This is a genomic window from uncultured Roseibium sp. (genome assembly GCF_947494555.1).
GTDB lineage: Bacteria > Pseudomonadota > Alphaproteobacteria > Rhizobiales > Stappiaceae > Roseibium.
Map to the genome: position 1 here is coordinate 316,904 of NZ_CANLVF010000004.1, position 22,025 is coordinate 338,928.

Below are 22,025 nucleotides of genomic sequence, written 5' to 3' on the forward strand. Positions count from 1 at the left end.
GCCTGGTGAAGAAAAACACGATGTCGCGCAGCAGAATCGTGCGTAAACTGCATGAATGGATATTCAATCTCTCAAGACGCTGCTTCTTGTGCGCGATCTCGGCAGCATCGCCGGGGCTGCGCGTGCGCTGAACGTCGATGCGTCCAGCGTGTCGCGGATCGTTGCCAATGTGGAGCGCAGCCTCGGCGTCAGGATCTTCCAGCGCAGCACACGGAAACTGGCACTGACCGAGGAGGGTGGGCGATACCTTGACAGGATCGCGCCGCTGCTCGAGGAGCTTGAAACAGCCGGGGAGGAAGCGGCATCACAAGGAGCGCTGCCTAGGGGAACGCTCAAGATGACCGCATCGGTTGCCTTTGCGCAGGAAGGCATCATGCCTGTGCTGCCTTTGTTTCAGGAGCGCTATCCGGATCTGTCGGTCGAGCTCTATCCGTCCGACTACAACATGGATTTGCTCGCAGAAGGCCTTGACCTGGCGATCCGGCTGGCTGCCGCGCCGAAGGGAGATCTGATTTCCACCAAACTGTTTGCCTCACATTACCGCGTAGTCGCGTCGCCGTCTTATTTGGAGCATTTTGGGCCGGTTGAGGCTCCAGAGGACCTCAAGGATCACAATTGCCTTTGTTTTGCGTTGCCGGGTTTTCGAAGCAGCTGGAAGTTCCGGCAAAGGGGTGCCGCGCCGTTTCAGGTTGATGTCTCGGGCAAGACAGTGATCGCGAGTGCATTGTCGTTGCGCGAAGGCGCGCGCCTCGGCATGGGCGTTGCGCTTCTGGCCAACTGGTTGATCCGGAGCGATCTGAAAGAAGGCCGGCTCATCGATCTTTTCCCGAATTACGACTGCGCGGCGACTGATTTCGATACGGCCGCCTGGATCCTTTACCCGAGCAAGGCCTATTTGCCGCGAAAGGTCCGCGTTATGGTCGACTTTCTGAAAGCGGAAATGCGGTGACTATCGTCGGGCGCAGATGAAACCCCTGTTCTCCGTAGGTGCGATGCTTTGGAGCATCCACCAGCGTAACGGGGTTCAGGAATATCGTCATCCCGGCCAAGCGTAGCGCGAGCCGGGATCGGCGAGGCAAAGACCCGTCGGCTTCTTGAGTGGCCTCCCGGCAGACCCGGGCTCTCCGGCCCCGGATCTCCGCTGCGCTGCGTCCGGGGTGACGAAAGAAGAGTCAAGTTTCGGGGTTTTGGAAGGTGCGGCCAGTTCCAATTTTCTTGTCATCCCTGCGCAGGCAGGGATCCAGTAATCTCTTGTCTGGTCGCTATTATCATTTGCGAGCCACACATATTACTGGTTCCCGGTCTTGCCGTTTGTACGGCAAACCGGGATGACAACCTTTGGATGAACGATCGTACTCCGTTACGGTCCAAGTGAAGAGAAAATAACCTCATCCTGAGGTGCGACGCGCAGCAGAGCCTCGAAGGATGGGCTACACGGGTAGAGTGCTCGCCGCTGATCCTTCGAGACGGGCCTCTGGCCCTCCTCAGGATGAGGCCGTGGCAGAACAGACTTTTTGCCCAATCGACCAGGCACATTAGCGAAGCCGTCTTTGCCGCACGGCGTACAAATTTCCCGGCGTAATCCCGGCCAAGCGTAGCACGAGCCGGGATCGGTGAGGCACAGACCCGTCGGTTTCTTGAGTGGCCTCCCGGCAGACCGGGGCTCTCCGGCCCCGGATCTCCGCTGCGCTGCGTCCGGGGTGACGGAAGCAGAGTTAAGTTTCGAGGCCTGGAAGACGCGGTTAGTCTCAATTTCCTTGTCATCCCTGGGCAGGCAGGGATCCAGTAATCTCTTGTCTGGTCGCTATTATTATTTGCGAGCCACACATATTACTGGTTCCCGGTCTTGCCGTTTGCTCGGCAAACCGGGATGACAAGCTTTGGATGAACGATCGCACTCCGCTACGGCTCAACTGAGGAGAATATAACCTCATCCTGAGGTGCGACGCGCAGCAGAGCCTCGAAGGATGGGCTACACGGTAGAGTGCTCGCCGCCGATCCTTCGAGACGGGCCTCCGGCCCTCCTCAGGATGAGGCCGTGCCTGAACGACCTGCGGTTCAACCTCAGGCGTTCACATCAACGACGACGCGGCCCTTTACCTGGCCCTTGAGAATGTCGGCGCCGAGGCCGGGTAAGTCTTGCAATGTTGCCGGCTGGATCATGGCTTCGAGCTTGTCCATCGGCAGGTCCTTTGCGAGACGCTCCCAGGCGGGAAGGCGGGCTTCGTAAGGCCGCATGACGCTGTCGATGCCGAGCAGGTTGACGCCCCGGAGCAGGAACGGAATGACCGTTGCCGGAAGCGCTGCGCCACCTGCGAGGCCGACGGCTGCGACGGAGCTGCCGTATTTCATCTGGCCGAGCACGCGCGCCAGCATCGCGCCGCCGACCGCGTCGATGCAGCCGGCCCATGTTTCCGCTTCCAGCGGGCGCTTGACGGTCTCGTTGACATCGTCACGGGGCACGACCCGGCTGGCGCCAAGCGATTTCAGGTAGTCCCATGTGCTTTCGCGTCCGGTAACGGCGGCAACCTCATAGCCGAGATTGGCGAGAATGGCCGTTGCGACCGAGCCGACACCGCCGGCAGCGCCTGTCACCAGAACTGGGCCATCTTCCGGCTTCAGGCCGTGGTTTTCCAGAGCCATGACGGCGAGCATTGCGGTGAACCCTGCGGTTCCAATTGCCATGGCATTGCGGGTGGATAGGCCCTCCGGCAGGGGCACAAGCCACTCGCCTTTGACGCAAGCTTTCTGGGCGTAGCCGCCCCACCACGCCTCACCGACGCGCCAGCCGGTCAGAACCACCTTGTCGCCCGGCTTGTACCAGTCATCGGAAGACTCCAGGACCGTGCCGGCAAAATCGATGCCCGGAACATGAGGATAGTTTCTGACCAAGCCGCCGCCCGGCCCGACACAAAGCCCGTCCTTGTAGTTCAGCGTCGAATACTCGACGGCAACGGTAACGTCACCTTCTGGCAGCCGGCTGTCGTCGAGATCCTGAACTGACGCCGACGTTTTGCCTTCGTCATCCTTTTCCACGAGGAGTGCTTTGAAAGTCATAATCTAACTGCCCTGTTAGCTGGAGTTTTCGGTCATTGCCCTGGCATCCTGGCGCAGGACAAATTTCTGGATCTTTCCGGTTGCCGTTTTGGGCAACTCGGTAAAGATAATTTTCTTCGGCCGCTTGAACCCGGCCATGTGCTGGCGGCAGAAATCGATCAGAGCTTCCTCGGTGACCGTGCTGCCTTCTTTCAGTTCAACGAACGCACAAGGGACTTCTCCCCATGTCTCATCCGGCAGCGCGACGACAGCCGCCAGAACCACATCCGGATGGCGGTGCAGAACGCCTTCCACCTCGACGGAAGAGATGTTTTCGCCGCCTGAGATGATGACGTCCTTCAACCGGTCCCGGATCTGTACATATCCGTTCGGGTGACGGACAGCGGCATCTCCCGACTTGAAGGAGCCACCCGACATGGCTTCATCGGTTGCTTCCGCGTTCTTATAATAGCCTTTCATGACGGTGTTGCCGCGAATGACAATCTCGCCCTGGGTTTCGCCATCCCACGGAACGGAAGCGCCGGTCTCCCGGTCCACAACGTCCACCGTTTCGGTCATCGGGAAGCCGACGCCCTGCCAGGACTGCAGTTCGGCCTGTTCGTCCGCCGAAAGATCTTCCCATTCCTCGCGCCACAGGCACTGGACCACATGGCCGTAGGTTTCGGTCAGGCCATAGACCTGCATGACTTCAAACCCGAGAGACTTTGTTGCAGCCAGCACAGCCGCCGGAGGAGGCGCACCAGCCGTCATAATCTTCACAGGCCCGGAGAGCGGTTTTCTGTCCTCTTCTGGCGTGTTCACCAGCATCGACAACACTATCGGTGCACCGCCGAGATGCGTGATGCCAAGCTTGCCGATCAGGTCGAAGACGGCCTTGCCCGTGACCTGGCGAATGCAGACAATGGTTCCGGCCATGAGCGTCAAGGTCCAGGCATGACACCAGCCGTTGCAGTGAAACATCGGCACCGTATAGAGATAGACCGGATGCCGCGGAAGCTCCCAGGCAACCGGTGTTCCCATTGCCATGAGATAGGCGCCGCGATGGTGATAGACGACCCCCTTCGGGCGCCCCGACGTCCCCGACGTATAATTGAGTGCCAAAGCCTGCCACTCATCTTCCGGACCCTGCCAGTCAAAGGCGTGATCGCCGGTGTCGATCAGATCCGAATAGGTTGCGTCTCCGATCCTCTCACCGCCCGGTCCATCCGGGTCGACGATATCGACGACGGGAAGCGACTGGCCGTTGATTTCGAAGGCCTTGCTGACAACACCGGAAAACGCCGTGTCGGCAATGACAAGACGTGCGTCGCTGTGCTCGAAAATATAGGCGACCGTCTCCGGCTCGAGACGGATATTGATGGTGTTGAGTATCGCTCCGGTCAGCGGAACCGCATAGTGAAGCTCAAACAGCTCCGGGGTGTTGGCGGCCAGGACCGACACCGTGTCGCCCCGTCCGATACCTCTCTTTTGAAGGCTTGAAGCAAGGCGGCGCACCCGTGTGTGCACTTCGCCCCAGGTCCGTTCCAGGTCGTTGTAAACAACAGCGGTGCGATCCGGGAAGATAGTCGCCGTGCGTTCCAGGAACGAGAGTGGTGATAGCGGAACATGGTTGGCATCTTGTTTGGAAAATGCCTCGTAGTGCTCCCGCATGTCAGCCTCCCTGACTGGTGAAGGATGTTTCCCAGACCGTCGCGCTCCGCATGCCGTGCGGCGTGTCGACCTGTACCCTCGTGCCGTCGTCCCAATGGGTCATCCGCACCATGCCGATGGCGACATTGGTCCGGTAATCCGGTGAGTAGGCTGCTGAGCTGACCGTGCCGACCTGTTTGCCACCTGCGATGATAGGCCAGAGTTCGTCGCAGGGCGGAACCGGGTCGCCGTCGATCGCAATACTGCGTATCTGCCGGACCGGACCTTCAACGGCAACACGCAGCAAAGCGTCGCGGCCAATGCAGCCGATGGCTGCCTGGGTCTGGCAGAACTTGCCAAGACCGCATTCATGCGGCGTGTTGTTGCGGGTCATATCATTGCCGTAGGACAGCAATTGCCCTTCGATCCGTTCAATGATGTTCGGGCAGCCTGCGCGGACATCAAGATCCTGTCCGGCATCCATGAGGGCGTCCCAGATGGGCTCGCCCAGATGAGACCCGTCGACATAGAGCTCAAACCCGTCCTGCTTCGAATAGCCTGATCTGGCGAGAACGAGCTTTTTTCCCTGAAAGTCGACATACTTGTAACGAAAGAAGCGGATCGACCTGATCTCTTCGCCAAATACCCGCGCGACCAGTTCCTCCGCCTTCGGCCCCTGGATCGCGAGCGGTGACACATCCGGCTCGTCGACATCGACTTCCAGACGCAGTGCGTGTGCAAGGCCCTTGATCCAGAACAGCAGATCGCTGTCGGCAACCGACACCCAGAACTTGTCTTCCGCAAGCTTCGTGGTCACCGGGTCATTGAGCATGCCGCCGGTCTCATCGACCATGGGCGTGTAGTAGCACTGTTCTTCGGTCATCGTGGACAGGTCGCGCGGCGTCAGCATCTGGACCAGGCGTGCGGCATCGGGACCCCAGAGTTCGACCTGCCGCTCGCAAGCGACATCCCAGACCTGAACTTTGGTCTTCAGATGTCGGTAATCGTCTTCGACGGAGTTGAACACCGTCGGAAGCAGCATGTGATTATAGACTGTGTACGCCTTGACGCCTGCTGCCTGTACCCTGCGCGAAAACGGCGTGTATCGCGTACGGCGGGAAACTGAAAGAGCCGGGACCTGCATGCCGGATCCTCCCTATGCGGCCTGTTCGGCGGCTGGTCCGGACCAGTCGATCTGACAGATCTCGGCGCTGCGGCCATCAAAATCCCAAACCCGGCCATAGGCGCGCACGCGGCCCTGCGTGGCCGTTGCGACCGTGATGTCCGGCCCCATCCAGTATTCTGTGTTCGTTACGACGATATCCTCGTCCGGGTTTCCGCCTGGAACCGGCTCGACTTCCCCCTTGATGGCGCGGCCGACGATCAGCCGGCGCTTCTTGCCTTCGTTGGTATAGGAGACAGGCGCGCGTTCCGCGCCGAGGAACTCGCTCACCAAAACGCGGAAGAGGCCCGTCGTGCCCTTTGCCTGGCCTGAAAAGATCTTCAGGAGACCGTCATAGGCGGCATCGCTTGCGCGTTCGTCGATATAGGCGGCAGCCTTCCAGTTTCCCCGTGCCATGAGACCGGGGATTTCCAGCACCAGACCCGCGTTCAGTCCCGAAAGATCTTCGCCCTCGTAATGGCCTTCGTCGATGCGCACGCCGGCCCAAGCCTGACAGTAGCCTTCCGTTGGCGGATGCTTGCCGAGGGAAACCACACAGGGACAGAAGACGGTGCAGTTGCAATTCAGTATCAATTCGCCGCGAATGGACCATCCGGACATGAGATTTCTCCCTGACTAAAGATTCACAAGTGAGAGGACGATCACAACCGCCCCGCCAATTCCAAGAAAGACCCCGAGCGGTGCGCTCAGCCGTGCACCGATCCGGGGAAGCTTTTCGAGCGTCATCAGCACCATGGCCAGGCCCATGAAGGCGAGGTTCATCGTGCCGGCGACGAATGCGAGCAGCATCAATGCCCAGCAACATCCGAGACAGACCGCACCAAGCCGGAGCCCCAGCTGAAGCGCGCCCCGCAGTCCCGGGTTCCAGTGATTGAAGAAAAACGTCATCGGGTTCTGACATGCCGAAAGACAGGCGTTCTTGAGGCTGCTGAACTGGTATAGGCCCGCCAGCGCAATCAAAGCGCCGTTGAGCAGCCCAGACGTCGAGCGGCCCGCCTGGTCGAGGAACCCCATTTGGGCGAGCTGAACCTGCAGAAAGGCTGCCGGCACCGAGAAGCCAACCCACACGGCAAGATATCCGATGACGAGGACCGCAAGTGACTTTCCGCTCGCAGCGTCCGTATGCGTCAGATCCGCGTAGGTTCTGAACGCTGGAAATGCGGTTGGCGCCATCATCGCCAGAGACATCAGCGACCACATGAAGACCGCGGATAGAAAACCGGTATCGGCCACGGTCTGCGTACAGAGGGAAATGAGATAGGCCAGCCCGAAGGCTTCATCGGGCGCGGCAACAGGTACATGCGTTGCGAAGAGAACACCCCACGCAATCAGGACGCTTGCAAAAAACGTCAGCCACAGCGCGCTGTGGCCGGGCAAAAGACGTGCGATTGCCTTCACCCGCTCCTCCCATTTTTATTTGCCGGTTACGCTGCGCTTCCTTAAATTAAAAGTCAAACATTTAATTGTCCGACATTTGTTTTTTTACAATTGACCGCACCGAGGCCTCCCTCTAACGTGTCGGGGTTTCGGTCGAAGAGCATGCGAGGATCCCCGTTGGCGATTGAATTCAATACAATTCAAAAAGAAGGACTTTCGGTCCAGATTGCCAACGCAATCCGAGATGCGATTCTCGAAGGGCGGCTCGCTGGCGAAGAACGCCTGCCGAGCGAAGCCGATCTTGCGGAACGGTTCGGCGTTTCCCGGTCGACCGTCCGGGAAGCTCTGAAACGCCTGGCAGCCCAAAACCTGATCAGAAGCGAGCGCGGATCATCCGGTGGTGCGTTTGTCAATCGGATCACCTGGCCTGAGGCACAGGACAATCTCGTGACCATGACGCGGCTGTTGATCGGCATGAACGACATTCCGCTGGAAGATGCCATTGAGGCACGGTTCGCGCTGGAAACGTCAGCTTTGCCGCTCGCCGCCGATAAATGCTCGGAAATCGATCTGGAAGGCCTTCGCGCGGAGATCGACCGGCAGCGTGACCCGCTGACCAGCGATGAGGCTTTTTGCGCATCCGACGTCGCCTTTCATTCGATCATCGCACAGGCGACCGGCAACCCGCTGTTGACCTTCCAGCTTTCGGCCGCCTTCGAGGCCATGCAGCCCCTCATGAACATGCTTGTCTACCGGCTGAGAGACCGGGAGCGGATCGCCGAACACCATGAAGCACTCTGCGAAGCATTGAAAAGGCGGGATTGCGCTGGCGCGATGGCCAGCCTTGAATCTCTGTTTGCCTATACCAGGGAGCTGGCGGCGCAGCGACGTAAACCCAAGGCCGGTTAAGTGCAAAGAGCATCAAGATGCAGTGCAAAGCCATGCTGGCAGCAGTTGCTTGATGGTGGGCAAATCTGTGTCTGAGCAGGTCCGAACATCTTGGCGCTTATTTTACGAAATGTAATTTGACGCCTTTAACCAATAATTTTCTCAATTTCTCTATTCTTACCATAGACCGACTGAGTAGCGGCGGGGGCTATTGTGAATACTGCTTAGTAACGATACTGCAGTAGTTTACCCCTGACAGAGTATAAGCGGTGTGGGTGAGAGACAATGTGGTTGCGTAAACGGTTCTCTGCTTTAGCGATGTCGGCATTTTTGCTGACAGGCTGTCAATCCGGCGATCTGGCGAACCTGTCCACCTATGGGGACAGTGCCGCGTCGAACCAGGATCTTTCCAAGGTCGCCTACTATCCCGACGATGAGCTTCTGACAAAAGCGAAAGTCCAATTCCGCGAAAAGAACTACGGCAAGGCCTACGCGATCTATAAACGCGCCGTCGAAGTCTATCCAAAAGATCCGGTTGCCTGGATCGGCTACTCGGCATCCGCTGACATGATCGGGCGTTTCGACAATGCAGATGTCGGTTACAAGCGCCTCGCCCGCATGATACCGAACCGTCCCGAATACCTGAACAATGTCGGGTACTCGTATCTTCTGCGTGGCAACCTCGTAGCGGCGAGACGCTATTTCCTGAAAGCATACGACGTCGACCCGAGCAACCAGACGACGGCGAATAACCTGGAACTTCTGCGCAACAGCACATCCTTTGCCAATCGGGGCTGAGCAAAGGATGAGCGCCAAGGTGAACACTGAAAATTCAGCTGATGACGGCGCAGGTGCCACCACGCTGGCGAAAAGCGCGCGGTCAGCGTCTGTCAACTCGTCGCTGACAGCCTTCTTGCAGCGCAATGTCCGTGTGCTGATGGCGCTGAACGCGATTTCCGTGGCAGTAACCGTGCTCCTGTTCGTCGGCCTGTTCTTCACGTGGTCCGCGACGGCTGAACTCAATCAGATCCGTCAGCATCTCAGCGGTCTGCAGGAATTCGAAAAGCGGATTTCCGGCAGTGTCAGCCTGATGAACACGGGAGTTCAGAACCGACTTTCGAAGATCGACCAGCGCCTGAGCCAGATCCAGTCCGGTGTCAGGTTGATGCGGATTGAAAGAGGCGACTCCGACATTCCGATCGACAAGCTGAAAACAAAGATCGACAGAGATATCGACTTTTTCCATTCCACGACTGCCGCGGCCATGTTTTCTCCAGCCTTGTCGGCTCAGGCCGTCAACCGCTTTGAAAGCGCTCGTACAATTCCGAGGGTTACATTCGCACGCCAGCCGGAAGAAGCGCAGGGGTCTGCTCTTTTCCGCCGCGTCGTCACTTCTGACGGCAAGGTCAGGTACGAAAAACGCCAGGGCTCTTCCAACTGACCGGTCGGCCGCCCGGAATCCGCTCAAGCTCCCCCTCCGATCTCCCGTCAAACGCACTTTTATGGTGTGTGCCGGTTGAATATTGATACTTGTTGCAAAGATTCTGCAGGTAAGAAAACTGATGGCCGATGTCTTAATATAGTTTCGGAGTGATAGTTTTCAGTTTTCAGATTTTTTTCACGAGCCGTTAATCGTCAGCATCTTAGTATTGAGGTCAGTAGGGCGGGGGCAATTTCAATATCTTTGTTATTTGTGCTGAGATGTGGAAATAAAAGTGACCTTGCGTGACCTTAAAATTTGCGAATGCCAAAGACGAGGCACGACGTGAAGATATCGTCCATTTTGACAGTAGTGATCTGCGTGATCGTACTTGGCCTTGCAGGCGCTCAGGAATCCAGCGCGCAAGTCGATGAAATGACACTCGTCGTAAACGGCGGAAGTGTTTCAAGGATCACGATGCAGCCCGGAACAACCCGGACCGTCAGAACGAACAGCAAGTTTTCGGATCTCGTTGTCGGCAATCCCGAAACGGCGGACATTGTGCCGCTGTCCGAACAGGTCCTTTACATTCAGGGCAAAGCGCCCGGCCTGACGAACATTTCCATCTATGATGCCTCGAAAACACTTCTTGGCGTTATTGAAGTCCGTGTGCAGTTGAATTTCGATGATGTGGTGCGCGCCATCCGGGCGGTTGCGCCGACCTCTCAGGTGTCCGTATCCAATGTTGGCGACAAAATCCGCTTGAGTGGGGCAGTCAACAATGCAGTCGAACTGACCAAGGTTCTGGAGGTCGCCCAGCAGTTTTCGGAAGCACCGGTGATCAACGCCGTCAGCGTGCGCAGCCCGGGGCAGGTTGCCCTTGAAGTCAGGGTCCTGGAGGCGAGCCGTTCGATTGGCCGGGATCTCGGGGTCAACTGGGTCGGCCGGTCCGACAATGGCAATGTCAGCACGAGCGGTTCGCGCGCTCAGGTCGGGACGGACGGTGACGGTGGTCTGGTCGCGCTCCTGGGGTCCGGTGCCAGCGTTGCGCAGCAGGGGGCGCTTCCGTTCGGAACACTTATCGGAAAGGTGCTGGAAACGGCTGGAATTCGGATCGACACGATTATCGATGCGCTGGAAGGCAAGGGCCTGGTGCGCCGGCTGGCGCAGCCGAACCTCACCACGATCAGTGGCGAGACGGCCCGTTTTCATGTTGGCGGTGAAGTTCCCATCCAGACCGCGGTCTCCAACGCGGGTGGCGTCGCGTCGTCGACGGATTACCGGCCTTTCGGCGTTCGCCTGGAATTCGTGCCCACGGTCCTCGATGCCAGCCGCATCAATCTGCGCGTGATGACCGAAGTCAGCGATATCGACAACTCGATCAATGTGAACGGGAACCCCGGCTTCACCTCGCGGCGGGCCGAGGCGGTGATCGAACTCAAGGACGGCCAGAGCTTTTCAATCGCGGGTCTTCTAGAAAATGTCGACACCCGCGATATCAGTCAGCTTCCCTGGCTTGGCCAGGTGCCGGTACTCGGCGTGTTGTTCCGGTCAACCAGCTTCCAAAAGCGCGAAACCGATCTTGTCATTGTTGTAACGCCCCGGTTGGTGCGGCCCGCTCGTCCCAATGAACCGCTGGCCTCGCCTCTTGATCAGACGCGCCCGACAAATGACGTTGAATTGTTCGCGCTCGGTCTTCTGGAAGTGAACAAGGACATGCTGCGCAAATACAAGGAAGGCGACGGCCTGATCGGTCCCTACGGTCATATTGTCGATCTGGAACTTGAGGATGGTTATGTTTACTCGAAGAACTGATCGGCTGGTTGTGCTTGCGGCTTTTTTGCTGCTGGGCGGATGCGCCGACTACATGAGCCACCGCGACACGGTAACGGTGGGCGCAGGCAACGCAATGGATGCCAATATGGGCATTCATACGATTCAACCCTTCCCTCGGCAGGCCTATAACACGAACCTTCCCGGTGACGGCAAAAAAGCGGTCCAGGCGCAAGAGCGTTACCTGGCGCCTGGCGATCCGGACGTCGTGACCGCCGCCGGTTCCGAAGCGGCAATCAGCGGCGGTTCCTGACGACATCTTGCAACATGCATTCAAATCGAGCCCGGAGACTCTTGTGGTCAAGGTCCCGGCCAGATAGCGCGTTTGTCGACCCGATCCCTCATTCCATCAGCCCGAGATCGACCGCTCTAAACGCACGTGCACTGCAATAGTAAAATTACTTATCCATAATTCGGAATAGTCCAAGGTATGGACAATCGCCGCGGCGACCTGTCTTGTTGTCCGTCCAAAGTCTGACATTCTGCCCAAAACACACCAGACGCAGCACGCTGCCGGGGTGATTTGGGAGGATCAAATGACACAAACCGTTATCCAGGGTGCCATGATTTGGAACGGTGTTGCGGAAGCAGCTTTTCCGGGTACCGTTGTGGTCGAAGGCAATCGTATTGCAAAGGTTATCGAACGCGCGGACCTGCCATCCGGATTGTCCGACAACACGATTGACGGCACTGGAATGACGCTCATGCCAGGCATGGTCGAAGGCCACTGCCATCCTTTTGATGCGGTGGCGGAACAGCGGCCCGTGATTGTCCCCATTTCGGAAAGAGCGGACCGGCAGTGCACTGCTGGTGTCTTGCTTCCCGGAACTCGCGAGGTGACCGGTCTTGAGCTGCGCTCTGGGCTTGCCAGAGCAGCTGATCTTCGTTGTGCGCATTCGGAGAAACCCGCATGACTGACTTAGACGAGCGCAGAACCTGGGACCCTCAGTTCAGGTTCTCGGATGTCCTGGATGATTTTGATGACTGGCTCCGCTGGCGCGACGACACAAGCCGCACTGTCGGACACTCGCATTCTTTCAAACGGGTCGCCTACGGCATGCAGGAAAGACAGTGGGTAGAAATGTCGGAATGCGGTGTGGTGCAAAGCACCGTCGTCCCGGTTTTCATTCATGGAGGATACTGGCGCGGCCTGAACGCAGAGGGTCATCGGTGCGTGCTGCCGGGGCTTTCTTCTTTTGGAAGTAAATGCGCAAATGTTGAATACCGGCTTATGCCGACTGTCAGAATGCAAGACCTTGTCAACGACGCCGCAGCTGCGCTTGATACGCTTTCAGCCCATCATCCGGAAAACATGCGCTTTCTGCTTGTCGGTCATTCCGCAGGTGCACATCTGGCGGTAAGCGCTCTTCAGGGAGCGGAGAAGACCGGCCGGGTCGCAGGTATCGTTGCGGTCAGCGGGGTCTACGACCTTGAACCTGTTGCCAAATCCTTCCTGCAGGATGAAATCGGACTGACCGAGGACGAAATCCGATCTCACAGTCTGATCGGCACTGAGGTGGGTGTTCCTCTCGTTTGCGTTGTCGGCGGCGAGGAGACGGACGAATTCCAAAGACAGTCTCGTGCGATGGCCGACGGTGCCGGGGCTGGACACATAATTGTTCGTGGAGCACACCATCTCAGCATCCTCAGTGACCTGAATTCGCAAAAGAGCCCCTTGATTGATGCGCTGAGCGTCTGGTTAAACAATGCCAGCCATCCTGCAGAAGTGGACACGATATCATCATGACCTCTCAATTGAATCTGCCGGGCGACGGAGTTTTTGTGTTCCGGGCCTGGCGGCCGGACCTGTCTGGTCCCAGTCTGTGCGTATTGCGCGGCGACACCCTGATCGACATTACCTGCGCAGCCGTGCCCACCATGCGGGATCTGCTCGAACTTGACGACCCTGCAGGCTGTGCCGCGGAGTCAGACGGGGTCGCCATCGGCACGGTTGACGAAATTGCCGCCAATTCGATTGAGGCTCCCAATCCGGCGCGGCCCTGGCTGCTCGCACCTGCGGACCTTCAGGCGATCAAGGCCTGTGGTGTCACTTTTGCATTTTCAATGCTTGAGCGGGTGATCGAGGAGCAGGCGAAAGGTGATCCGGCAAAGGCCGAGAAGATCCGCGAACGCTGCTCGACCATTATCGGCGACAGTCTCAGATCCGTCACTCCGGGGTCCGAGAAAGCGGCTCAGCTCAAGGAAGCCCTGATCGCAGAAGACGTCTGGTCGCAGTATCTTGAAGTGGGTATCGGACCGGACGCGGAAGTTTTCACAAAGTCGCAGCCGACCTCAGCCGTGGGTTACGGCGCATCGGTCGGGCTGCACCCGGTGTCGAGCTGGAACAATCCCGAGCCGGAAGTGGTCCTGGCCGTTGACAGTTCCGGAACGGTCAAGGGGGCAACGCTTGGAAACGACGTCAATCTTCGGGACGTGGAGGGCCGTTCCGCGCTGTTGCTGGGCAAGGCCAAGGACAACAATGCGTCCACGTCGATCGGCCCTGCGATCAGGCTCTTCGACACCACCTTCTCGATGGATGACGTGCGCCGTCTTGAGCTTGACCTGACCGTGTCGGGGACCGATGGATTTGAACTCTCCGGTCACTCCACCATGACGGAGATCAGCCGAGACCCGGTGGATCTTGTCGGTCAGACTCGCGGGCGGCACCACCAGTATCCCGATGGCTTCATGCTGTTCCTCGGGACGCTTTTCGCACCGACCGAGGATCGTGACGCTCCCGGTGAGGGTTTCACGCACAAGCTCGGCGATATCGTCAGTATTTCATGCGCGCAGCTTGGAACGCTGCGCAACACCGTCCGGCTCTCGACCGAGTGCCCGGAATGGACGTTCGGGACAAGCGCACTCATGCGCAATCTGTCAAAACGCAATCTAATCTAAGGGACAAGCGGGATGCTAACGGGCAAGAATCTCATCAACGGAGAATGGGTCTCAGGCGAAGCGACGTTTCAGTCGCAGCCGGCTGATGGCGCTCCAAACAGTTTTTCCGAGGCTTCGGTCAACGATGTCGACCGGGCGTGCCGCGCTGCGGACGAGGCGTTCGAGGTATTCAGCACCACGAGCGATCAGGAAAGAGCTGCATTCCTGAACAAGATCGCGGACGAAATCGAGGCGCGGGGGGCGGAACTCACCGAGGTCGGTGGTCAGGAAACCGCGCTGCCCGCAGCCCGTCTTGAGGGAGAGCGTGGCCGCACGACCGGGCAGCTGCGGCTGTTCGCGGAAACGATCCTGAAGGGCGACTATCTGGACAGGCGGCACGATGGCGCGCTGCCGGATCGTCAGCCCCTGCCGCGACCGGAGCTTTTCCTGGTGCAGAGGCCGATTGGACCGGTCGCCGTCTTCGGTGCATCCAACTTTCCCCTGGCGTTTTCCACGGCAGGCGGTGACACGGCATCGGCCTTCGCCGCCGGTTGCCCGATCGTCGTCAAGGGCCACCCGGCCCATCCCGGGACTGGCGAATTGGTTGCCCAGGCTATCGATGCTGCGGTGAAGGCATGCGGACTGCCGGCAGGAACGTTCGGCTTCCTGCAGGGAACGACGCTTGCGCTTGGTCAGGGCGTCGTCCAGCATCCGCTCATCAAGGCCGTCGGTTTTACCGGGTCCTTGAGAGGCGGGCGTGCGCTTTTCGACCTGTGCGCCGCCCGGCCGGAACCGATTCCGTTTTTCGGTGAACTCGGCAGCGTCAATCCGGTTTTCCTTCTGCCGGGCGCCATGGCGGCACGCGCGCAGGCGATCGGAGAAGGTTGGGCAGGGTCTCTTACAATGGGCGTCGGCCAGTTCTGCACCAATCCCGGTGTTGTTGTCGTTCATGCCGGAGAGCAGGCCGACAGCTTTGCCGCAAGCGCCGTCAAGGCTCTTCAGGCCGTTGGCACGCAGACCATGCTGACCGACGGGATTGCGAGCGCCTGCCGTGATGGCCAGGGCCGGATCGGTGCCGTTGCCGGTGTCGAAACGCTGCTCAGTTCGGTCAGCGACAACCGGGGGGCAACGCCGGCGGTTTACCGGGCCAACGCCGAGACCTTTGTCGGAGCCCGCGACCTGCAGGAGGAGGTTTTCGGGCCCGCCGGTGTGATCGTCACCGTCAGGGATGACGGGGAAATGCGGTCCGTCGCGCGCAGTTTCGAGGGACAGCTGACGGCCACATTGCAGATGGAAGAAAGCGATGCGGCGCTGGCAAAGTCGCTCATGCCGATCCTGGAACGCCGTGCAGGCCGTATTCTGGCGAACGGCTTCCCGACCGGTGTCGAAGTGGCCGAAGCGATGGTTCACGGCGGACCTTACCCGGCCTCGACCAACTTTGGAGCGACCTCCGTCGGCACCATGGCGATCCGCCGCTGGCTGCGGCCGGTCTGCTATCAGAACCTGCCGGCTGACTTGCTGCCCGATGCGGCCAAGGGCTGAGGTCGACTGCCGCCGGATTTGGTCCGGCGGCAGTCATTGATGACTTAACCGCGGCCCACGAAAGGCATGTTCGTCGCCATTACCGTCAGGGTGAGAACATTGGCGTCGAGCGGCAGGCTTGCCATGTAGACCACGGCGTCGGCGACGTGCGCCGGATCCATGGTCGGTTCCGGTGCCAATTCGCCGTTTGCCTGGGGGACACCGCCGCTCATCTTTGCGGTCATGTCGCTGGCGGCGTTGCCGATATCGATCTGGCCGCAGGCGATGTTGAACGCCCGCCCGTCGAGCGATGTCGACTTTGTCAATCCGGTGATGGCGTGTTTGGTCGACGTGTAGGGCGCTGAATTCGGCCGGGGCGTCGTCGCCGAAATAGAGCCGTTGTTGATGATGCGTCCACCGCCGGGTTCCTGCGCCTTCATCAGCCTGAAAGCCTGTTGCGTGCACAGGAATGCGCCGGTCAGGTTTGCAGCGACAACGTTGCTCCATTCCTCGAAGCTGATTTCTTCCAGCGGAACGGGGGAATTTCCGATACCGGCATTGTTGACGAGAAGGTCCAGCCGCCCGAATTCGGCGCGCAGCTTTTCAAACAGCGCACTGACCGATCCGGGATCGCCGACGTCGCATGTCATCCAGGACACCTTGTTTCCGGTCTCGCGCTCCAACTCTTCCGCTGCAGACGCCAGAACCTGATCGCGCCGGCCCGTGATGACAACATGCCAGCCCGCGGCGCTGAGACCCTTTGAGACGGCCTTGCCGACGCCGGTGCCGCCGCCGGTTACGAGGGCAATCCTGTCGGCGGTGCTCGTTGAAGTGTCGGTCATGGGATTACGCCTTCCAGTTCGTCTTCAATGTGGATCTTGATGATGTCGTCAAAACGTGTTTCCGCCTCGAAGCCAAGGCCCAAAGCCCGGCGGGCATCGAAGTTCCTTGGCCAGCCCGCGACGATTTTCCGGATATCCGGATCCGGTTCCCGGCGGATGAGGCTGGCTGTCCTTTCGCCGGCAATCCGGCGCAAGGCTTCAATCTGTTCGCCGACCAGCGCCGACAGGCCCGGCATGGTCAGGTTGCGCCGGGCACCCAGCTCGGAGGTGTCGAGCGAGGCTGCGTGCGCGCAGAAGCCGACAGCGGCGCGCGGGCTGGCAAACCAGTGGCGGACATCCTCTTCAACGGGCAGAACGGCTTCCTCACCGACAAGGGGCTCGCGCAATATGTTTGAGAAGAAGCCCGAGGCAGCCTTGTTGGGTTTTCCGGGCCGGATGCAGATCGTCGGGAGGCGGATGCCGATCCCGTCCAGGAATCCCTTGCGGGAATAGTCAGCTAAGAGCAGTTCGCAGATCGCCTTTTGCGTGCCGTAGCTCGTCAAAGGTGTCGTGAAAAAGTCATCGCCGATCCTGTCCGGAAACGGCTGGCCGAAGACGGCGATAGATGAGGCAAAAACGACACGCGGTATGTAGGGTTCGCGGGCGCCCTCGCTACGGATCGCTTCGAGAAGATAGCGCGTTCCGTCCATGTTGATGGCATAACCCTTTTCGAATTCAACTTCTGCCTCGCCCGAAACAATCGCGGCCAGGTGAAAAACGAGATCCGGCCGCCCGGCGATCAGCGAAACGGCATCTTCCTGCCTGGCCAGGTCCACGGTCCGGACTGTCGCGACAGACTGAAGCGATGCGGGAACCGGCGGTTCTACCACATCGGCCAGTGTCAGTTTTTCAACGTCTGCCCGGAAAAGACCGGGCTCTGCTGCAAGCCGTTCCACAAGCTTGCGCCCGACCATTCCTGCAGCACCCGTGACGAGAATATGCATATCCGGTGATCCTCCCTGCCGATGCGACCCGGCATTCCTGCCAAAAAATCCGGAAGAGCTCCGGCGCTTACGGCTTCGGCGCGCAGGATATTGCCCGATCAGGGTCGTCCGCAAGTGATTGTGACAAAGGAAAAAATGCTGGTGACCCGGACAGGATTAGAATCTGTGACCCTCAGATCAGCAAATAGGTTATCGACGTTTTCGCAATTTTCCTGAAATGCGATCACTTCTTATATCTAGTTGAGTACATTGATCTTTCTTCCTGATTTTTTGGGGCCGCTTCCATAGATTTGCCTGCACTTGGAATACGTCCAGCCGAGGCAATCACCAATGAACAGAGCCAAATTGTGAACGAGGACAATTAAGGGGCAGGATATTTCACACAAGGCGCAAAACTGCGCACCGAAATCGATAGGTGATTATCAGAAACCGCAAGAAGCGCGCTTTAGGAACGACTACTTCATTCATCGGTAGTATTAGGGAAATTATTAAACCCTTGCTGGCGTCTGTGCGAATGGATTAAGCTTTAGTATTCTACCAGAGACCACGATTGTGACCAGGTTAACACTTCACCCACGCGCGGCCCCAAGGAACAAGATACGTGTCTGGCTCTGCATCGACGGTGCACCGGAGCAAAGTTCAGCGGTACCTCTTCAGTGGAAAATAAACGAAGAGGTCGTCGAGCCGGAGATCCTGCGCCCCCTCTCCACATCACATAACTCTGGAACAGTCTTGCTCACTGGGGTCTTTGAGATTTCGGTTGATGAAGACAGCGGTCCGTTCAATCGGGTATCGCTTACCACGTTTGGTGAGACAGTTGAGCTGAGGGTAAAACAAGCTCCCCGGGAGATTCCGAAGGATACCTGGTTCCGTGTGTTGCTATGTTCCTGCTTCCACCAAGCTGAAAATCGTCAAGCTCTCGTTTCGCAAACCTTTTTGAATATTCCTGCACCCGAACGTCAGGACCTGTCTTTGTTCATGGGCGATCAAGTCTATCTCGATCTTCCAACGCTCAACAACTACCCGGACAACGAGGCCGAACTGGCCGACAGGTTTGAGCGATATTATCGGACAAATTGGACCTCATATCTGGGCCTCGATACGATATTGAAAACTGCGCCAAGCGTGTTTTGCCCTGACGATCACGAATACTGGAACAACTTCCCGCATCGATCGCCAATTATTCAGAATTCGTGGAAACAAGCGTCGCGAGAGCGCTGGAAAAGCGCAGCTGATCAACTTTATGACGCCTTTCAGTGCGCGGCACCAGCTGAGCGCGGCGACAACATTGAAATCGACATCGACCCTGTTTCCATTCTGGTTTTGGATCAGCGAACGCATAGGCAAGAAGATCGTAGCGCAACCCTTACTCCCGAAGGACTCCAGCGACTGAACGATTGGGTGGACCGGCTGATTGCGGAGAAAAAATTCGGCGCTGTTGTCACGGGGCAATCGCTCCTGGATAAGCCAGTTGGTGAATTCAAGGGAGCCGTTGCGGACTGGATGCTTCCCAACTACCGCGACTACGAAAGCATTGTTAAAGCTCTTGAACGCCTATCAGATGCAGGTCGACCTGTTTTGTTGCTGACCGGGGATGTTCATTGGGGACGGGTCACTGAGGTCAGACAAGCCGGGCGCACCAAGTTCATTGAAATCATCTGCTCACCTTCGTCACTGGTCACCACGATCGGGAACGATCAGCTCAAAAGTATCGGTGCAGGATTTCGCAGATTTTTCAAAGGCGAGGAAACACGTTGGCCACGCCACTCATCCGCGCCGGATCCTGAGCCATATTTTGCTCAACGCGTTTTCGGCAAACGCTATCAGACAAAGGTCGTCTACAAACACCAAGGCAATCAACTTTCAATGCTCGCACTGCGCAGAGCTGCCAACACGCTCGAAGCAAAAGTCACCTACTACGAGGTCCATAAGCGACCGAAGGAGCCCAGGCCAGTATCTCTCGGGCTGCTTTAGATGACAGGTTTTCAGGAGAGTTCAGATGCTCAATATCATTGCCTCATCAGCCAAGGAATTGAATCCCGATTTTGTCCAGACAGCCAGGCATCGAAACGAAGACAATGTGAAATGGGTAGAGAGAAATCTCAAGAAACTTGCAGCTGAAGATGGCGCGAGGGGCATGTCCTATCTTGTTCTGATCGGCGGCACTCAGAAGTCCTACTTCCATACCCGTGTCGCACAGGGACATTTAAGAAATGACATGAGCCCAAGCCACTGGTCGCACGTTGTGCTGCTGCAAGGATCGGGACCCACCAAAAAGGGTGCGATTTGGGAGATTGCGCTGGAACCCGCAGAGGGATTTGGCTACCCGCCGTCCGACAACGCGGTCGAAGAGGCTCATCTATCCAACTACGCCAGCAAAAATATGTTTCCGAACATCGCGGTCCTGAGAGTGCCGGTGAAGTTGAGCGAGATGAAGAAAACCATTCTGCAGTTCAAGAAACAACGCGTAGATCTTGATTGCGTCGAACTACTTTTGCTTTGGCTTGGCTATGTCTGGGGAGTTGGAAGAGCCGATAACCCATTGTTCGACGGATACGGGCTTCCGTCTGCGGCATTCATCGAAGCACTTTGTTCGGCTAACGGTTACGATCTGACACCAGGTCTGGAAAGTCGAGCTAGCTGCCCTGAAGCAATTTGGCAAGCGGCACGCTGGTGGCATGAATTTCAAAAAGATCAGCAAGGTGCAGCCCCATTAAGGGGTATGTGGCACACAGAGCATTATCTCGGAAAGTAGTCTCCAACATAAATCGCGGCGCTTAGCCGGACACTACGACAGTCTTGAAATCGGCGCAGAACTGGATTCTGTCATCGGACGCAACTTGCGCTGCGTAAAATTCGTCCAGTAGCTAACCAGTTGAAAAAACTGGTGAGCCCGGCAGGATTCGAACCTGTGACCCATAGATTAGGAATTTTGAATTCTGAGATTTCGCGGGATTTACCAGGATTTTGCGAGATATCAAAAAATAGCTTGAACCAAAGGGCTTTTGTTGCGGAAACGTCTTGTGCATTCCTGTTGCTGTTGACCGCCCTCCCGACGTTGAAGAATTCAAAACCTACGCACCTTAAAACCGTGAGACGATGCGGCTAGCGCTGCGATCGTCGAAAAATCCGCGCAAAACGAATTCGTCGACCCAGACACAGGTCGCTCCGGCGATGGATCCCGCGCCTTTCATCGCCTTCGGCAAACGTCCCGAGCTGTCGTAGATCAGATAAAGCGTGATGCCAAAGAGCTTGTTTTTTCCCAAAACGGAAACCCAATGCCCAATTGACGGGCTCACCACATTGCTGAGCGCAACCATGGCAGGGGATCGCCCCGCATTTGTTCGCTCATCCAGGAATTCAATCAATTTGTCTTCAGTTGCGAAATTGCCTGGGTTCATGTCGTGCAATCGAAACCCCCCTGCGCCTAGGCTTTCCAGATACCGCGCAGCATCCAGGACATGGAGGTCTTTTCCGGTGTTTTCCTTCCCGTGGTCCTTCACATCAATCGTTTCGTCAAATTCATCGCGCGCCGCCAGCGCATCGTCGCGGTCAAAGCTGATCGAGGTCGCGCCGAGCGCGGACTTTACGGTTTCCGCAACGGCGTAGCCGGCAAAATAGCCACAATCCGCGCCACCGGGCAGACTCTGTTTTGCATGCATGAGGTTGGGTCTATTGTTAAGCGCGGCCTTCAGTATTTCGCCCTCAGCGCGCTTCATGACCACATCAAGGGCGGGCCATGTCTCTTTTGTGCCCACGATCCCGTCAATTGTCGGCAGCTTGAAATTGTCCTGAAAAATAACAACGCGCCCTGCAGTGAGACGGCCGTATTTCCCATCCGGATCCAGTAGCAGATCGCTGTCCTTCAGATCACTGAAGGTCTTATGACCCATTTTAGACAAGGCTTTGCTGCTTGGAATATAGCGTTTATGCAGGTTTTGCACTTTTGCGATCAGATTCAGATCTTTTTGGAGCAATTCGACTGTATATGACTCCGTATAGTTCTTTAGCAACGGCCAGTATTTAGGCCCATCAAACTCTGGCATTGCCCACGTCCTTTCAATCAATTCGTCTGCAATAAATTTGCGTCAATCGCTGCACCGGTCATTTGGGAACAGACTAACCTCAAGACGGGGAACATTCAGTGGAGCAGGTCACACTTTGTAGAGATATGATGAGATTTTCCAGCAGTGATTTGGTGCGGGCCTGCTTCGCTTGAGCTACGCAATGGTTCCACTCAGCAGGCCATGACCAAAAACCAAACACCGGAAAAAACGTGAACGGATCCTGCGCTTGAACAGCCCGGATCAGGGGGCTGGGTCACACCGGCCGGATTGTTCGTCTCAATCTTTTGATTTCATAACGGGCGTATGTGCGGTTTGAAGATCAAGGGCTAATATAGCGGTATTGATTTT

At 57.5% G+C, this 22,025-nt stretch carries 20 protein-coding genes; 12 read left to right on the plus strand and 8 right to left on the minus strand.

The genetic code is table 11. The features are described from left to right. Positions 1 to 55 precede the first annotated feature (55 nt). Positions 56 to 949 carry a LysR family transcriptional regulator gene (locus tag Q0915_RS20470; protein WP_299478003.1) on the plus strand — a complete coding sequence of 298 codons (894 nt, stop codon included), beginning with the start codon at positions 56 to 58 and terminating at the stop codon, positions 947 to 949. A 1,115-nt stretch (positions 950 to 2,064) separates the two neighbouring features. Here the strand turns inward: Q0915_RS20470 and acuI are convergent. Genes acuI through Q0915_RS20495 form a run of 5 tightly spaced genes read right to left on the minus strand, consistent with a single transcriptional unit; the run spans position 2,065 to position 7,267 of the window. Continuing rightward, positions 2,065 to 3,057, minus strand: a complete 993-nt coding sequence (acuI, locus tag Q0915_RS20475) for an acryloyl-CoA reductase (RefSeq protein ID WP_299478006.1) — start codon at positions 3,055 to 3,057, stop codon at positions 2,065 to 2,067. A gap of 15 nt (positions 3,058 to 3,072) precedes the next feature. Continuing rightward, entirely contained in the window at positions 3,073 to 4,707 is a 1,635-nt protein-coding gene (locus tag Q0915_RS20480; protein ID WP_299478009.1) for an AMP-binding protein, read from the minus strand. Between the two features lies 1 nt (position 4,708). After that, entirely contained in the window at positions 4,709 to 5,830 is a 1,122-nt protein-coding gene (locus Q0915_RS20485) for a dimethylsulfoniopropionate demethylase (protein WP_299478012.1), read from the minus strand. 12 nt (positions 5,831 to 5,842) lie between these two features. Beyond that, positions 5,843 to 6,469: a DUF1326 domain-containing protein gene (locus Q0915_RS20490; protein ID WP_299478015.1), complete on the minus strand. Its 627-nt coding sequence runs from the start codon at positions 6,467 to 6,469 to the stop codon at positions 5,843 to 5,845. A 15-nt stretch (positions 6,470 to 6,484) separates the two neighbouring features. Beyond that, positions 6,485 to 7,267 (minus strand): DUF2182 domain-containing protein, encoded by a 783-nt coding sequence (locus tag Q0915_RS20495; protein WP_299478017.1) that lies wholly within the window; start codon positions 7,265 to 7,267, stop codon positions 6,485 to 6,487. A gap of 156 nt (positions 7,268 to 7,423) precedes the next feature. Between Q0915_RS20495 and Q0915_RS20500 the strand changes: the two genes are divergently transcribed. From Q0915_RS20500 to Q0915_RS20540, 9 genes are all read left to right on the plus strand, one after another. Beyond that, positions 7,424 to 8,155, plus strand: a complete 732-nt coding sequence (locus Q0915_RS20500) for a FadR/GntR family transcriptional regulator (RefSeq protein WP_299478020.1) — start codon at positions 7,424 to 7,426, stop codon at positions 8,153 to 8,155. Positions 8,156 to 8,419: 264 nt separating this feature from the next. Continuing rightward, positions 8,420 to 8,932 (plus strand): tetratricopeptide repeat protein, encoded by a 513-nt coding sequence (locus Q0915_RS20505; protein ID WP_299478023.1) that lies wholly within the window; start codon positions 8,420 to 8,422, stop codon positions 8,930 to 8,932. 19 nt (positions 8,933 to 8,951) lie between these two features. After that, the gene (locus Q0915_RS20510) at positions 8,952 to 9,575 is read left to right on the plus strand and encodes a hypothetical protein (RefSeq protein ID WP_299478026.1); all 624 of its coding nucleotides are present in this window, start codon (positions 8,952 to 8,954) and stop codon (positions 9,573 to 9,575) included. 324 nt (positions 9,576 to 9,899) lie between these two features. Then, positions 9,900 to 11,369 (plus strand): type II and III secretion system protein family protein, encoded by a 1,470-nt coding sequence (locus tag Q0915_RS20515; protein ID WP_299478029.1) that lies wholly within the window; start codon positions 9,900 to 9,902, stop codon positions 11,367 to 11,369. Beyond that, on the plus strand, positions 11,350 to 11,640 hold the full coding sequence (locus Q0915_RS20520) for a pilus assembly protein (protein WP_299478033.1): 291 nt from the start codon (positions 11,350 to 11,352) through the stop codon (positions 11,638 to 11,640). The genes Q0915_RS20515 and Q0915_RS20520 overlap by 20 nt, the downstream gene beginning before the upstream one ends. Positions 11,641 to 11,923: 283 nt before the next feature. After that, entirely contained in the window at positions 11,924 to 12,301 is a 378-nt protein-coding gene (locus tag Q0915_RS20525) for a hypothetical protein (protein WP_299478035.1), read from the plus strand. After that, on the plus strand, positions 12,298 to 13,134 hold the full coding sequence (locus Q0915_RS20530; protein ID WP_299478038.1) for an alpha/beta hydrolase: 837 nt from the start codon (positions 12,298 to 12,300) through the stop codon (positions 13,132 to 13,134). Before Q0915_RS20525 ends, Q0915_RS20530 begins: the two co-directional genes overlap by 4 nt. Continuing rightward, on the plus strand, positions 13,131 to 14,285 hold the full coding sequence (locus Q0915_RS20535; RefSeq protein WP_299478041.1) for a fumarylacetoacetate hydrolase family protein: 1,155 nt from the start codon (positions 13,131 to 13,133) through the stop codon (positions 14,283 to 14,285). The genes Q0915_RS20530 and Q0915_RS20535 overlap by 4 nt, the downstream gene beginning before the upstream one ends. 12 nt (positions 14,286 to 14,297) lie before the next feature. Then, positions 14,298 to 15,806, plus strand: a complete 1,509-nt coding sequence (locus Q0915_RS20540) for an aldehyde dehydrogenase (NADP(+)) (RefSeq protein WP_299478044.1) — start codon at positions 14,298 to 14,300, stop codon at positions 15,804 to 15,806. A gap of 44 nt (positions 15,807 to 15,850) precedes the next feature. Here the strand turns inward: Q0915_RS20540 and Q0915_RS20545 are convergent, their stop codons facing one another. After that, complete coding sequence (locus Q0915_RS20545; protein WP_299478047.1) at positions 15,851 to 16,627, minus strand: SDR family oxidoreductase; 777 nt, start codon at positions 16,625 to 16,627, stop codon at positions 15,851 to 15,853. Then, complete coding sequence (denD, locus tag Q0915_RS20550) at positions 16,624 to 17,610, minus strand: D-erythronate dehydrogenase (protein ID WP_299478050.1); 987 nt, start codon at positions 17,608 to 17,610, stop codon at positions 16,624 to 16,626. The genes Q0915_RS20545 and denD overlap by 4 nt, the downstream gene beginning before the upstream one ends. Before the next feature lie 552 nt (positions 17,611 to 18,162). On the opposite strand from denD, the gene Q0915_RS20555 reads away from it, so the two are divergent. Then, entirely contained in the window at positions 18,163 to 19,584 is a 1,422-nt protein-coding gene (locus tag Q0915_RS20555) for a hypothetical protein (protein WP_299478053.1), read from the plus strand. Positions 19,585 to 19,609: 25 nt separating this feature from the next. Further along, positions 19,610 to 20,365 carry a hypothetical protein gene (locus tag Q0915_RS20560; RefSeq protein WP_299478056.1) on the plus strand — a complete coding sequence of 252 codons (756 nt, stop codon included), beginning with the start codon at positions 19,610 to 19,612 and terminating at the stop codon, positions 20,363 to 20,365. A 328-nt stretch (positions 20,366 to 20,693) separates the two neighbouring features. On the opposite strand, the gene Q0915_RS20565 is transcribed toward Q0915_RS20560, so the two are convergent. After that, the gene (locus Q0915_RS20565; RefSeq protein ID WP_299478059.1) at positions 20,694 to 21,512 is read right to left on the minus strand and encodes a hypothetical protein; all 819 of its coding nucleotides are present in this window, start codon (positions 21,510 to 21,512) and stop codon (positions 20,694 to 20,696) included. Positions 21,513 to 22,025 lie beyond the last annotated feature (513 nt).

Coding starts and splice junctions, on each gene's coding strand:
- Q0915_RS20530 (WP_299478038.1), top strand. CDS start 12,298: ATGACTGACTTAGACGAGCGCAGAACCTGGGACCCTCAGTTCAGGTTC.
- Q0915_RS20490 (WP_299478015.1), bottom strand. CDS start 6,469: ATGTCCGGATGGTCCATTCGCGGCGAATTGATACTGAATTGCAACTGC.
- Q0915_RS20560 (WP_299478056.1), top strand. CDS start 19,610: ATGCTCAATATCATTGCCTCATCAGCCAAGGAATTGAATCCCGATTTT.
- Q0915_RS20540 (WP_299478044.1), top strand. CDS start 14,298: ATGCTAACGGGCAAGAATCTCATCAACGGAGAATGGGTCTCAGGCGAA.
- Q0915_RS20505 (WP_299478023.1), top strand. CDS start 8,420: ATGTGGTTGCGTAAACGGTTCTCTGCTTTAGCGATGTCGGCATTTTTG.
- Q0915_RS20470 (WP_299478003.1), top strand. CDS start 56: ATGGATATTCAATCTCTCAAGACGCTGCTTCTTGTGCGCGATCTCGGC.
- Q0915_RS20535 (WP_299478041.1), top strand. CDS start 13,131: ATGACCTCTCAATTGAATCTGCCGGGCGACGGAGTTTTTGTGTTCCGG.
- Q0915_RS20520 (WP_299478033.1), top strand. CDS start 11,350: ATGTTTACTCGAAGAACTGATCGGCTGGTTGTGCTTGCGGCTTTTTTG.
- denD (WP_299478050.1), bottom strand. CDS start 17,610: ATGCATATTCTCGTCACGGGTGCTGCAGGAATGGTCGGGCGCAAGCTT.
- Q0915_RS20545 (WP_299478047.1), bottom strand. CDS start 16,627: ATGACCGACACTTCAACGAGCACCGCCGACAGGATTGCCCTCGTAACC.
- acuI (WP_299478006.1), bottom strand. CDS start 3,057: ATGACTTTCAAAGCACTCCTCGTGGAAAAGGATGACGAAGGCAAAACG.
- Q0915_RS20525 (WP_299478035.1), top strand. CDS start 11,924: ATGACACAAACCGTTATCCAGGGTGCCATGATTTGGAACGGTGTTGCG.
- Q0915_RS20480 (WP_299478009.1), bottom strand. CDS start 4,707: ATGCGGGAGCACTACGAGGCATTTTCCAAACAAGATGCCAACCATGTT.
- Q0915_RS20485 (WP_299478012.1), bottom strand. CDS start 5,830: ATGCAGGTCCCGGCTCTTTCAGTTTCCCGCCGTACGCGATACACGCCG.